Source organism: Phaeacidiphilus oryzae TH49 (assembly GCF_000744815.1).
In the GTDB taxonomy this organism is placed as follows: Bacteria; Actinomycetota; Actinomycetes; order Streptomycetales; family Streptomycetaceae; genus Phaeacidiphilus; species Phaeacidiphilus oryzae.
The window spans coordinates 3,880,347-3,893,399 of the sequence record NZ_JQMQ01000005.1 but is presented as its reverse complement, the minus strand read 5'-3'; the positions used below and the strand labels follow the sequence as shown (position 1 = coordinate 3,893,399).

The 13,053-nt window shown below is 74.3% G+C and carries 10 protein-coding genes; 2 read left to right on the top strand and 8 right to left on the bottom strand.

The features are described from left to right. The first annotated feature begins 504 nt into the window (after nucleotides 1-504). Complete coding sequence (locus BS73_RS21020; RefSeq protein WP_037574752.1) at nucleotides 505-999, top strand: inorganic diphosphatase; 495 nt, start codon at nucleotides 505-507, stop codon at nucleotides 997-999. A 49-nt stretch (nucleotides 1,000-1,048) separates the two neighbouring features. Here the strand turns inward: BS73_RS21020 and BS73_RS21015 are convergent, their stop codons facing one another. The 6 genes from BS73_RS21015 to BS73_RS20995 all read right to left on the bottom strand — a co-directional run bounded on the left by BS73_RS21015 (nucleotide 1,049) and on the right by BS73_RS20995 (nucleotide 7,557). Beyond that, the gene (locus BS73_RS21015; protein ID WP_051940187.1) at nucleotides 1,049-1,792 is read right to left on the bottom strand and encodes a trypsin-like serine peptidase; all 744 of its coding nucleotides are present in this window, start codon (nucleotides 1,790-1,792) and stop codon (nucleotides 1,049-1,051) included. An 88-nt stretch (nucleotides 1,793-1,880) separates the two neighbouring features. Then, a complete protein-coding gene (locus BS73_RS34900) occupies nucleotides 1,881-3,158 on the bottom strand; it encodes a C40 family peptidase (RefSeq protein WP_051940186.1) in 1,278 nt (425 codons plus the stop codon). Between the two features lie 344 nt (nucleotides 3,159-3,502). Beyond that, complete coding sequence (locus tag BS73_RS38860; protein WP_063837037.1) at nucleotides 3,503-4,678, bottom strand: hypothetical protein; 1,176 nt, start codon at nucleotides 4,676-4,678, stop codon at nucleotides 3,503-3,505. A gap of 13 nt (nucleotides 4,679-4,691) precedes the next feature. Beyond that, nucleotides 4,692-6,521, bottom strand: coding sequence for a threonine/serine exporter family protein (locus tag BS73_RS21000; protein WP_051940185.1), 1,830 nt, complete (start codon nucleotides 6,519-6,521; stop codon nucleotides 4,692-4,694). Nucleotides 6,522-6,617: 96 nt separating this feature from the next. After that, nucleotides 6,618-6,830 carry a hypothetical protein gene (locus BS73_RS37575; RefSeq protein WP_152617674.1) on the bottom strand — a complete coding sequence of 71 codons (213 nt, stop codon included), beginning with the start codon at nucleotides 6,828-6,830 and terminating at the stop codon, nucleotides 6,618-6,620. Between the two features lie 199 nt (nucleotides 6,831-7,029). Beyond that, complete coding sequence (locus BS73_RS20995; protein WP_037574749.1) at nucleotides 7,030-7,557, bottom strand: PRC-barrel domain-containing protein; 528 nt, start codon at nucleotides 7,555-7,557, stop codon at nucleotides 7,030-7,032. A 111-nt stretch (nucleotides 7,558-7,668) separates the two neighbouring features. Here BS73_RS20995 and BS73_RS20990 point away from each other — a divergent pair, with 111 nt between their 5' ends. After that, nucleotides 7,669-8,772, top strand: coding sequence for a lactonase family protein (locus tag BS73_RS20990; RefSeq protein ID WP_063837171.1), 1,104 nt, complete (start codon nucleotides 7,669-7,671; stop codon nucleotides 8,770-8,772). 4 nt (nucleotides 8,773-8,776) lie between these two features. Here BS73_RS20990 and BS73_RS20985 read toward each other — a convergent pair whose 3' ends face one another. Both BS73_RS20985 and BS73_RS20980 read right to left on the bottom strand, forming a co-directional pair. Continuing rightward, nucleotides 8,777-10,360: an LCP family protein gene (locus BS73_RS20985; protein ID WP_037580468.1), complete on the bottom strand. Its 1,584-nt coding sequence runs from the start codon at nucleotides 10,358-10,360 to the stop codon at nucleotides 8,777-8,779. Between the two features lie 332 nt (nucleotides 10,361-10,692). Next, on the bottom strand, nucleotides 10,693-12,960 hold the full coding sequence (locus BS73_RS20980; RefSeq protein ID WP_200886718.1) for a helix-turn-helix transcriptional regulator: 2,268 nt from the start codon (nucleotides 12,958-12,960) through the stop codon (nucleotides 10,693-10,695). Nucleotides 12,961-13,053: the final 93 nt, after the last annotated feature.

The window sequence follows — 13,053 nt, the reverse complement described above, 5'->3', positions numbered from 1 at the left end:
CAGACGGCTGCGTCTCGGCCGGGCGCGCAGTTCCCCGCGCCCCTACCGGGGCCGGCTTCGCCTCCCGTTCCGGCGCCGCAGGCCCGGGCTCAGCGCCGTCGCCGGCAGACGGCTGCGTCTCGGCCGGGCGCGCAGTTCCCCGCGCCCCTACCGGGGCCGGCTTCGCCTCCCGCTCCGGCGCCGCAGGCCCGGGCTCGGCGCCGTCGCCGGCAGACTGCTGCGTCTCGGCCGGGCGCGCAGTTCCCCGCGCCCCTGCCGGGGCCGGCTCGGCGGTGGGGGGAGTGGGGGTTTTGGCGAAGAGGGCGTTCACGTGGGTTACTGCTGAGGGCTCGGGCTGATGTGAGCCGCGCTCGCGGTCGTCGCGATCTTGCATTGGGACAGGCCCCTCTCCGTACCACCCTGTTGCGTACGAGACACTTATCACCGGGCTTCCAGCCGCGGCAGCTTCCCGGCCCCGGGAGAACGCACCAATCACGACGATCGTCAACGGACGATGGAGGAGTCATGGAGTTCGACGTAACGATCGAGATCCCGAAGGGGTCGCGGAACAAGTACGAGGTGGATCACGAGACCGGCCGCATCCGGCTGGACCGCATGCTCTTCACCTCCACCCGCTACCCGGCCGACTACGGCTACGTGGACGGCACCCTCGGTGAGGACGGCGACCCGCTGGACGCGCTGGTCATTCTGGAGGAGCCGACCTTCCCCGGCTGTGTGATCAAGTGCCGCGCGATCGGCATGTTCCACATGACCGACGAGGCCGGCGGCGACGACAAGCTGCTCTGCGTCCCGGCCTCCGACCCCCGCTGGGAGCACCTCCGGGACATCCACCACGTCTCGGAGTTCGACCGCCTGGAGATCCAGCACTTCTTCGAGGTCTACAAGGACCTGGAGCCCGGCAAGTCCGTCGAGGGCGCCCACTGGGTCGGCCGCGCCGAGGCCGAGGAGGAGATCGAGAACTCGATCAAGCGCCTGGCCGAGTCCGGCCAGTCCCACTGACCACGGCCAAGGCCGCACGCGCAGCGAAGCGGGAGGAGCCGGCGGGTCGCTACCCGTCGGACGACTCCCGCTCCGCGGTCGCGTAGAGCGCCGCCACGGCGGGGCCGAAGGCGACGCTGTACGAGGTGTCGTCGGTGTCCCCGCCCTGCTGGTAGCCGCCGATCACGCCGATCACGGCACCGTCGGCGGACAGCCAGGGCCCCCCGCTGGTCCCGCCCGCGTACCCGGTGCAGTCGATCCGCAGCTGGGTGGACCCCTTCGTGCCGATCCGGTTGGCGCAGACCCGCGGCGCCTCCTCCGAGGCCGGGTAGCCGATCAGGGTGACCCGCCCGTCGCGCACCCCGGAGGCGTCCAGCCGCTCGCCGCCGACCACGTCCTGCAGCCGCCGCCCGTCCAGCGGCGCGACCTCCGCGAAGGCGACGTCGTCGTCCGCGTCCTCGAAGCCGTTCCAGTCGTCGTCGGTGAAGGTCCTGACGACCTGCCAGCTCCCGTACGGGTCGCCGCCGTCGTGGTAGGCGGGGACGAAGCTCAGCCCCGCCGCACCGCCGGCCAGGCAGTGCGCCGCGGTGACCAGCAGGTCCCGGCCGGGGCTGCGTACCACGGACGCGCTGCAGAAGTGGCTCCCGTCCCGGAAGAGCGCGCCGGCCCGCCGGGTCTCCGCGGCCGCGGTGGTCGCGCGGACGCTGCGGGAGACCCCGGGCGAGCCGGGCGGCGGGCTGTGTCCCGCGCCGATGAGGAGGACGAGCGCGGCGGCCACGGCGCCGCCGAGGCCGAACCGGTGGACTGGACGCACGGCCCCGATTCTTGACGCTCCGCCTGAACGGGACGTGTGCGGTTCGTGAGAGCCGTCTGAGAAGCCCTCGCACGGGTGAGCCCGGCGGCTACGGCCGGCCGTAGAAGTCGGGGGTGCCCATGATGAACAGATCGGCGACCTTGACCACCGAACCGGTGTGCGGGGCCTCGATCATCTTGTCGCCGCCGATGTAGATGGCGACGTGGTAGATGTCCTGCGGCTTTCCGGAGTGGCTCCAGAACACCAGGTCACCGGGCCGGAGTTGGCCGTAGCCGACCGGCTTGCTGCGGCTGTACTGGTCGGCGGCGACCCGCGGCAGCGCGACCCCGCCGCGCTGCCAGGCGCGCATCGTCAGCCCCGAGCAGTCGTACTCGCGCGGCCCGGCCCCGCCCCACACATACGGCAGCCCCAGCTGCGCGCGGGCGAAGGCGACCGCCGCGGCGCCGCCCGACGCGGTGCCCTGGCCGCCGCGCGGGGCGCCGGCGGGTGCGGCGGTGATCGCGGCGGTCTCCGCCGCGTCCGAGGACTGCGCCACCGCCTGCGCGCGGGAGGCCGCCTCGTCGAGGGCCTGCTGCCGCTCGGAGGCCAGCGCCACCGAGATCCGCTGGGCCGCGGCCAGCTGCTCCAGCGCCTGCTGCTGCTGGGCCTGGTACGCGGCCAGCTGCTGGTGCTCGGCGTCGGCCTGGCGCTGCGCCTCGGCGCGCGCCACGGCGACCTCGGCGGTGGCCCGCCGGGCCGCGTCCGCGGCCGAGCGGGCCGCCGCGGCGGTGCTGCGGGCCGCCGCGGCCGCCGCGGTGTCCTCCTCCAGCACGGACTCGGTGTGCCGGGCGACGGTGGCCACCACGTGCCTGCGCTCCATGGCGTTCTGCAGGCCGTCCGAGCTGAGCAGCGCCCCGGCCATGGCGAGCGAGGCGGGGACGCCGTCCCGGTAGGTCTGCGCGGCGAGTTCGGCCACCGCGGCACGGGCCGTCTCGCGCCGGGCGGCGGCGGCCGCGGCGGACGCGGCGGCACGCCGCTCGGCGGCCTCGGCGGACTGCCGCTGCTCGACGGCCCGGTCGTAGTTCTGGGCGGCCAGTTCGGCCCGGGCGTCCAGCTCCTGGGCGGCGGACTGGGCCGCGTCCAGCGCGTGCTGGGCGGCGGCGACGGCGGCCGCCCGGTCGCCGACGGCCGAGCGGGCCGCCTGCAGTTGCCCGGCGCTGGGCGGCCCCGGCACCGCGAGCCCGTGCGGTGGGGCGGGCAGCGCCGGCGGCGCGGACAGCCCCGGAGGGGCGCTCGCCGACGGGTGCGCGCCGGTGAGCAGCAGGGGCGCGGTGAGGGCTACGACGACGGCGACGGCTGTGCTGGTGCGGTGCCGGTGACGCGACAAGACTCGCTCCGTTCTGCGCGGGACCTCCACCCAGGGCCCGGGCGGCCTGTCCGGGCCGATGCCGGGCGGTACTCAGTGTGGTGAGGCCCTTCGGCGCGCCACCTCCCGGCCTGCGCCGCCCGGGTGACGCCGCGTCAGCACAGCGGCGTGTCACCGCGCCGACCCGTTCGGCGCCCCCGGGGCGCCCCCGCCGTCCCAGCGCTCCCGCCGTCTCGGCGCCTCGCCGTCCCAGCGCCCCCGCCGTCTCGGCGCCCCGCCGTCCCAGCGCCCCCGCCGCCTCGGCGCCCGCCGTCCCAGCGCCCCCGCCGCCTCAGCGCCCCCGCCGTCCCAGCGCCCCCGCCGCCTCAGCGTCCCCGGCGGGTCCGCCCCGCCGTGACGGCGATACGGCGGCGGGCGGCGGCCGTGCGCCGGGCACCGCCGGCGGCCGGCGAGGAGGCATGCGCCGCGGCGAGCGTCCGCCACCGGCGTACGGCGCCCAGGCCGGCGCCCCCGCCGGGCCCCGCGCCCGTGCCACCCCCCGCGCGCCTGCGCGCGACGGCGGTGCGCCGGGCCGTCGGCCGGTTCGGTCCGTACCGCGCCGAGGCGGCGAAGGCGGAGCCGCCGGAGAGCCCGGCGCCACCCCCCACCGCGCCCGGCCATTCGGTCGAGCCCAGCCGGTGCCGGGCGGCCATCCGGGCCAGGTGGCGGGCCCGGGAGTGGGCCAGATGGGCGGCCATCCGGGCGGCCATCCGCTCGGCGACCCGGTGGGTGACCTGCTGGACGGCGGTCGCGCCCGGGGTCGGCTTGCCGGCGATCACGTCGAACACCCACTCCCGGACCGCGTCCGCGCGCCGGTGCCAGCGCGCCTCACGCCGGCGCGCCCTGCCGTACAGCCGCGGGTGGCGGGTGTAGACCCAGCGCGCCCACGGGCTGAACGGCCGGGCCAGCCGGACCGCGCCGACCCAGGAGACGCCCGGCACCATGATCCCGATCAGGCCCGTCCACAGCTTGCCCTTGAGCAGGCTGAGCACCGCGCAGGCGCCGTTGAGCGAGATGATCCCGATCAGTCCCCAGTGGCCGCGGCTGCCGCTGCCCCCCGGCGTGTAGCCCAGCGGCAGATAGCCGACCAGCAGCAGCCCGGTGAAGACGATCCCGATGATCACCGCGTCCACCGACTTGCGGCCCTGGTCGCTCCAGTACACGTCCTCCAGGTGGAGGAGCAGCGCGAACTCGTCCAGCACCAGCCCGCAGCCGATGCCGAAGAAGCCCGCGAAGGCGTCGATCCACGGGTGGGTGCCGACCGTGGCGAACGTCCCGATCCCGGAGACCAGCAGGAAGAACATCCCGAAGACCACATGGTGGATGTGCAGTCCGCCGGGCGTCACGTTGCCCGGCCACCAGCGCACCCCGCGCCTGATCATCCGCACGCTGAACCGGATGAAGAGGAAGGAGCCGATGAACCCGACCAGCAGCAGGAACAGCGGCTGCTTGCCGGGCTCGGCGATATGCCGCTGGTAGACACCGATCAGGTCAGACCACATGCACAGAAGATTCTCAGAATCCGCGGGTGCGTTTGGCACCGCGCCGCAGCAGGGAGCCGGGCTCGCCGTACGGCACCCGCATGAAGAGCCGGGCGATCTCGCCACCCAGGTTGACCCCGACCGCCAGCGCCAGCGCGGTGGCGATGGCCGTGGAGAGGTGGAGCAGCCCGTCCTGCGGGTCCCCCTGGGCCAGTCCGAGGATGCCCAGGTAGATCGCGGACCCGGGCAGCAGCGGCCCGATCGCCGCGGTCACGTACGGCAGCGCGGAGGCGTACTCGTAGCGGGAGGCGAGCTGGCCGAAGAGGCCGACCAGGCCCGCGGCGATCCCGGTGGCCAGGATCGGGCTGAAACCGGCCTGCACGGTCAGGGTGCCGAAGACGGTCCAGCCGACCGCCCCGTTGATGGTGACCAGGGCCAGCTGGTGCCGCTCGGTCTGCAGCATCACCGCGAAGCAGAGGGTCAGCAGGGCCGCGGCGACCAGTTGCAGCCACGGGTCGTTGTGCTTCAGGAGCGCCTGCTCCGGGTGGAGCCGGGCGCCGATGCTGACCCCGCCGTAGAGCATCAGCAGCACCCCGACCACGATGCCGACCACCAGGTACATCACCTCGAGCATGCGGGCCGCGGCGGTGATGTAGAAGGCGGTCAGCCCGTCCGCGACCGCGGCCACCAGGGCTCTTCCCGGGAAGAGCGCGAAGAGGCCACCGGTGATCGCCACCGAGGCGCGGTTGGTGCTCATCCCGGCCAGCACCAGCGCGATGCCGACCGCGGCGGCCGGCATCGCGGCGATCACGAACTGGTAGAACTCCGGCAGACCCCGGCTGGCCAGGATCCAGGCCAGCCGGTCGCCGACGATGTGGGCCAGGAAGGCGGAGGCGAAGATCAGCAGCCCGTAGCCGTCCAGCCGTCCGCCGACCAGCAGGGTCGCGGCGCCGGTCAGCCCGCCGCCGCAGAGGGTGATCGCCCAGCCGGGGAACGGGTGCCGGTTGCGTCGGATCTCGGCCAGCCGCCGGTACGCCTCCTCCACCGTGGTCTGCTCCGACGTGATGTCGGCGACCAGGAGGTAGACGGCGGCGAGCCGGGTGTAGTCGGTGCCGCGCCTGCGGACCACCCGGTCCACGCTGATCGGCGGCTCCACCAGCGAGGGCTGGTAGGAGATGCTGAGCAGCGTGAAGGTGACCGTGGGCTCGCAGCGGTCCAGCCCGTAGGCGTGGGTGACGCCGAGCATCGCGGCCTCCACGTCCTCGGCGGACTCGCCGCTGGCGAGGAGCAGTTCGGCGATCCGGAGGGTGAGGTCCAGGATGCGCGGGGCGCTGGGGCCGGCCGGCGGGTGCGGCGCGGAGTCGGTGGGGGCCGGGCCGATGGCGGTGGAGCCGGCGCCCGAGGAGGCGCCGGCGGCCGGGCCGAGGACGGGGATGCCGTTGGCGGGCGTGCCGGCGGCCGGCAGCGCGGCCCGCTCCTCGGCCGCCGGCGAGGAGCGGTAGGTGCGCTCGTACGCCGGGCGCTCGCTCATCGGCGTGCGCAGCAGCGTCCGCATCCGGTCCGGCCAGGGCGCGGCGCCGGGCGCGCCGCGGCGCAGCGGGCCGATCGGGATGCCGGACGGCGGGGTGTAGCCGTAGGCCCGCCAGTCCTCGATGACGGTGGCGGTGGAGATCGAGAGGTTCTCGATGGTCTCCGGCGTGGTGCCGTCCGGGTCGGTGTGGCCGAGCAGGCCGGGGGTGACGGACGGGCGGTCCTCCTTCTCCGCTTCGGCCGGGGACTCGCCTGACGTCGCGTCAATCCGCTCGTCGGGCTTGTCGTCGAACGGCTCGTCCGACCCGTCACCGCGGTGGGTCGACTCCGACACCTCTTGCTCCCTGCCCCCTTGAAATCCGGCGATCACTCATACTTTGCCTGATCATCGCGGCAGGTGCGAACCATGCCCGGTCCGCCCGGTCCTGGGCTAGTCGTGGCGCACCACCAGGAAGGCGTCGACGCCCGGGTCGTAGTGGTCGTGGTGCTCCACCCCGGTGCGCTCGGCCTCGTGGGCGGCGCGGTCTCCGGACCGCCATGCGGGGCCCTCCCCCGGATAGCTCGCCACCACCGTGCCCCCTCCGGGCGGGCAGCGATGACAGGTCGTCGCCGCGGTACCCGTGGCCGTGGTCGTGGTCGTCATGGTCGGTCCTCCGCACTCCTCAAAACCCGGTCCGACAGCTGTACTCCGAGGGAGACAGCGGCCGGGCGGGGTCGGTTCCCGCCCGGCTCGGACGGCAGAAGAGTACGCAGCGGCGCGGGCGCGCGCAGGCGCCCCGGGCGGATGTCATCCGCCCGGGGCGTGCGACCAGCGGAGTTGACCCGCCGTCAGCCGGCCGCCGTCAGCGGTCGGAGGAGTGGTAGTCGCGCGAGGCCCGGGGGCCGAACGCGCTGCCGTCGCCGTGCCGGCGGGCGTCCTCCAGCCTCTCGTGGCCGGCCATCCAGCCGTACCGGGGGCCGCCGAAGAACCAGCGGTGGACCGGCCAGCCCTCCCCGGTGTGGGGGGCCCAGGAGCCGTGGCCGTGCTCGGTGCAGCCGTAGTGGTAGCAGAGCCTGGCCTCCTGGGCGGAGGAGATGTACTCGCCGGCCATCAGCCGCGGCGACCTCTTGATCCGGCCGCCCGGGTAGGGCACCTGGACGGCCTCGCCGTGGCGGGTGGCGCGCTCGACCGGGACGTACGCCCTGAGCAGACCGAGGCGGCCCAGCCAGCCCTTGGCCGAGACCTCCAGCCACTCGGGCTGCTGGGTGCGGTTGTCGAAGTAGATCCGGGTGATGAGGCCCACCTCGCGGCCGTCGCTGTCCTCCAGCGAATGGCCGAGCATCTCCTCGGGGCGGAGCCCCGAGGCCGTCGGTTCGGTCGTCTCGCTCATATCGCCGCGGCCTCCTTCGTCGAGTCGTCGCGGGAGGGGGAATACCCGAATTGTCCTCCCGGATTCATCCCGCGACCACCCTGGTGACGGAGCGTGTGCAACGATCACCGGGTGACTGGGACCACAGAGCCGAACGGGACGACCCGGCGCCGCGGGCGCGAACTGCTGATCACCGGCTGCTGGACCGCCGAATCCGGCGGCCGAGGGCACGGGCTGACCGTCTACCGGCGGGATTCCGCCGACGGGTCACTGGAACGGCTCAGCGAGCTGGAGCTGGCGGCCCCCTCCTACCTCTGCCGCCACCCCCGGCTGCCGGTGCTCTACGCGGTGAACGAGACCCCGGAGGGCGCCGTGACCGCCCTCGCGGTGGACGAGGCGGACGGCACCCTGCGGCCGCTCGGCAGCCTGCCCACCGGCGGCTCCTCCCCCTGCCATCTGGCGCTGAGCGCGGACGGCCGCCGGCTGCTGGCCGCCGACTACGGCTCGGGCAGCGTGGCGGCCTTCGCCCTGGAGGCGGACGGGCGGCTGCGCGAGCGGACGGACCTGGTGCAGCACCAGGGCTCGGGGCCGCGGGCCGACCGTCAGGAGGGCCCGCACGCCCACATGGTGGTACGCCACCCCGACGCGCCGGACGACGGGGCCGGCGAGCTGTGGACGGCCGTGGACCTGGGCGCCGACCGGCTCTTCCGCTACCGGCTCGGCGAGGACGGCCGGCTGGCCCCGGACGGCGGCCTCGCCCTCCGGCCGGGCTTCGGCCCGCGCCAGCTGGTCCACGCGGGCAACGGGGTCGCCTACCTGGTCGGCGAGCTGAGCTCGGAGCTGGCGGTGCTCGGGGAGTCCGCGGGGGACGGCCTGACCCTGCTGGACACCCTGCCGGCGAGCCCCCGGGCGGAACGGCCGGGGCAGCCGGAGAACCTCCCGGCGCACCTCTCCCTCTCGGCGGACGGCCGGCTGCTCTTCCTCTCCAACCGGGGCGCCGACACCGTCGCGGTGCTCCGCGCGGGGGACGCCGGCCGGCCGCCGGAGCCGCTCGGGGAGTACGACTGCGGCGGGTCCTGGCCCCGGCACATGGAGCTCGACCCGGCCGGCGGCCTCCTCTACGTCTGCAACCAGGAGTCGGACAGCCTGGACGTGCTGGCGGTGGGCGAGGACGGCGCCCTCACCCACCTCCGCAGCCAACCGACCCCCAGCCCCACCTGCGTCCTGCTGTGGTGAGGCGTCAGCCGTCGGAGTTCTTCACCTGCGGGCTGTCCGCGTAGGCCTGGGTCGGGGTCATCCCCACCCCGTGCAGCGCCACCGTGGCGTACGGGCTGACGTGGGCGCAGGTGGTGGTGTCGCCCTTCTGCACATGGGCGTTGGTCAGCGCGCCGGTCGAACCGCCGGAGGGACCGGAGGAGGACGAGCCGGCGGCGGAGGAACCGGAGGACGAGCCGGTGCCGCCGCCCGGATAGGCGGTGCCGCTCGACCAGTCGGTGCCGATGATCACCTGCACTCCGGGGCTGGTCCCCGTGCGCAGCTGGCCGCTCGGGATGCCCAGCGCGGAGGCGACCGTCCTGGCGGCGTCCGACTGGCCGGCCCCGTAGTACACGTAGGAGTGCGAGTACGCGGCTCCGCTGCCGGCGTTGCCGCCGGTGACGGTCTGGCTGAAGCCCTTGCCGACCAGGGCGCCGGCCACGGTCGCGGCCCGGGCCGGGATCCCGCTTCCGTTGAGCACGCTCACCGGGATCGAGGACGGCGAGACGGTGCCGCCCGCCGAGGAGCCGCCCGCCGAGGACCCGGAGCCGGAGGCGGACGCGGAGGCGGTGGCCGAGGCGGCGGAGGACTTGGCACCGGTGGCGGTGGTCAGCGACTGGTCGTCGACGATCGTCTGGAAGAGGTTCCGCGCGCCGGGGGCGATCAGCAGCCGGCCGGACTCGCCGGCCTGGGTGTCGTCCACGGTCTGCATGGTGGTGAAGGTGATCCGCTTGGTCGGGACCTTGTTGAGGTCCGAGGCCAGGCCGACCAGCTTGGTGATGCTGTCCAGCCCGCTGTCCACGGTCAGCGCCTTGGTGGCGGCGTCGGCCAGGCTCAGCACGGCGGCCGGGTCGGTCAGGGTGCCGGCGCTCTTCAGCTTCTTGATCATTTCGGTCAGGAAGATGTGCTGGGCCTCGGTGCGGCCGATGTCGCCGCCGTCGCCGAAGCCATGCCGGGTGCGGAGGAACTCCAGGGCGCCGACGCCCTTCAGGGTGTGGGTGCCCTTGCTCAGCTTGAGGTGCGAATAGGGGTCGTAGACGTTGTTGTCCACGCAGACCTGCACGCCGCCGACCGCGTCGGACATCGAGACCACGCCGGAGAAGTCGACCTTGACGAAGTGGTCGATGGTTATCCCGGTCAGCTGGTGGACCGCGGCGACGCTGCAGCCGGGCCCGTTGTCCAGAGCCGCGTTGATCTGTCCACGATGAGCCGTGGTGGCAGGGGCCCCGTTGTACGCGGTGCAGCCGGGGAGTTCGGTCATCAGATCCCGCGGGATCGACATCACCGTCATGTTCGAGCGGTCCGCGGAGATGTGGACGATCATTTCCACGTCGGCCCGCTCACCGCCGCCGGCGCTGCAGTCGCCGCCGAGCTTGCAGTCCGCGGCATTGCTCCGGGCGTCCGAGCCCATGGCCAGGATGTTGATCGGGGTACGGCCGAAGGCGTCGGGCTTCTCGGTCCCGGCGTTGCCCGATATGCCCCCGAACAATCCACTGCTGTGGATGTTGCCGGTGTAGTGGCGGTACGCGTAATAAAGTCCGCCGGCGGCAGCCAGAACGACTACCGCCATGGTCCAGGCGAACACGCGCAGTGCACGGCGCCGGCGTCGGCGGCGGTTGCGCCGGCGGCCCGTGTAGGCCACGGCGTGCGCGCCGCGCCCGGCTATCGGAGGTTCGTCCGGAGCCGAGGCAGGAAAGCCACTCATCCGTCACATCCTTGGTGCACCGGCCCTTGGTCGGGCGCCCTGGGGTTCTGTGGGCAGGCACAGTAGCAAGCGCCCGTATGAATTCCCTACTTACTCGGTACGCCTTTCGTTCACGGGATTCAGGGCGCGGCGGTTCCCGGATGTGGCGGGATGTGACGAAGAGCTCAGCGAAAGCGCACCGGGCCGGCCGTTGTTACTCAGCTCTCGGTACGCAGCAGGGAAGCGATCTCGTTCCGGGAAGCGGCGCCGAGTTTCGCCAGGATGTGTTCCACATGTGAGTCGACTGTTCGTTTGGAGATCACCAGCCGCTCGGCGATCTCGCGGTTCGACAAACCCTCCGAGAGGAACGCGGCGACCTCGCGCTCCCGCCGGGTGAGCTCGTCCACGGACGCCCGCTGGGGCTGGACCCGGGTGAGCTGGACCGCCTCCCCGCCGCCCCCGGAACGGGTCACGGCGAACCGCACCACCGCGTCCAGCCGGGCCCGGCCGCCCTCCTCCCGCAGGGCCAGGCAGCGCTCCGCGCCGAGGAGTCCGGCCAGCGCGCGGAGGCAGTCCTGGTGCACCGCCTCCATCGCCTCCGTCCCGCTGAGCCGTCTGCCGAAGGCGGACCACAGGGCGTCGGCGGCGCCCAGCAGCCGGGCGCCGCGCTCCCCCTGCTCCGCCGTGGTGGCCAGCCAGCCCAGCAGCTCCAGGCAGTAGGCCGTGCCGACCCGGTCGCCCAGCTCGTGCTTCATGGCCAGCGAGGTGCGGGCGGCCTCGCCGGCCCGCTCGTACTCGCCCTGGAAGTAGAGCGCGGTGCCGGCGATGAAGTGGAGGTAGCTCTGCATCCAGCGCTCGGGGCCGCCCTCGCCCAGCCGGCGCAGCCCCACCGCGCACCGGTCCACCGCCCCCGGCAGATCGCCGGAGAGGGTGCAGAGGTAGGCCTCCTGGGCGTCCAGGGTGACCAGACCGATCCGGTCGTCCAGCTCCAGCATCAGCCGGTGGGCCGCCCGGCCGGCCTCGGACGCCTCCTGGTGGCGGCCGGCCAGGGTCAGCGCCAGCTGCCGGTACATCTGCCCGCGGGCGGCGGGCAGCCGGGCCGAGCAGCCCTCGGCGATCGCGATGCCCTCGGTCAACTCGTCCACCGCGTCGGCCGGTTCGCCCTGGAGGGTGGCCAGATAGGCGCGGATGACCAGGGCCCAGGCGCGGTCCGGGCCGGACTCGGCGAAGTGCTCCAGCACCCGGGTGAGCCAGTGCCGGCCCTCGGTGAGCCGGGCGGCGATCTGCCAGTACGCCCAGAGGTCGGCGGCCAGCCGGGTGGCCGCCGGTCTGCGCTCGGCGTTGGCCAGCGCGAACTCCAGGGCCACCCGCAGGTTGTCGTGCTCCCTGGCCAGCTCGCGGTAGCGGTCCAGCTGGTCGGGGTCGAGGGCGCGCTCGCCGAAGCGGGCGCCGAGCCGGGTGTAGCGGGCCAGATGGCGGGCCCGCACCTCCTCGGCCTCGCCGCTCTCGGCCAGCCGCTCGCCGCCGAACTCCCGCAGGGTGTCCAGCAGTCGGTAGCTGGTCGCACCGCCGGCCTCGCCGGGCTCGTCCACCCGCAGCACGATCGACTTGTCCACCAGGTCGATCAGGGTGGCCAGTACGTCCTCCGGGGAGAGCCGGCCGCCGGCGCAGACCTCCTCGGCGGCGGCGATGTCGAAGGGCCCGGCGAAGACCGAGAGCCTGGCCCAGAGCAACTGCTCGGCGTGGCCGCACAGTTCGTACGACCAGTCGATGGCTGTGCGCAGCGTCTGGTGCCGGGGCAGCGCCGTCCGGCGGCCGCCGGTGAGCAGCCGGAAGCGGTGCTCCAGGCGCTCGTTGAGCTGCCGCAGGGTGACCGCGCGCAGCCGGACCGCGGCCAGCTCGATGGCCAGCGGGATGCCGTCCAGACGGGCGCAGAGCCGCTGCACGTCCTCCCGGTCGGCCTCGGTCGGCCGGTAGCCCGGCAGGACCGCGGCGGCCCGCTGGGCGAACAGCTCCTCGGCCTCGCCGGTGTCCAGCGACAGCGGCGGGATCGGGAAGGTGTGCTCGCCCGGCACGTCCAGCGGCTGCCGGCTGGTGGCCAGCACGGTCACCCCGGGGGCGTCCCGCAGCACCAGGTCGGCGAGCATCGCGCAGGAGTCCACCAGGTGCTCGCAGGTGTCCAGCACGAGCAGCAGCCGGCGGCCCCTCAGATGGTCGAGGACGACGTCGAGCGGGTCCCGGCCCTCCTGCTCGGCGAGGCCGAGGGCGGCGGCCACGGTGTGCGGCAGCAGCTCTCCGCCGCGCAGCCCGGAGAGCTCGACCAGCCGGATGCCGTCCGGGTAGTCCCCCTCGGCCGCCGCGGCCGCCCGCAGCGCCACCCGGGTCTTCCCCACCCCGCCCGAACCGGTGACGGTGACCAGCCGGGCCTGCCGCAGCAGGCGGCCCAGATCGGCGAGTTCGCCACGTCGACCGACGAATCCGGTCACCTCCGCGGGGAGCGTTCCCGGACGCAGACTGATCACCCCGACTGCCACTGGTTCCGCCCCCACCTTCGCGCTGCCGGCATCCGCCGTTCCGCC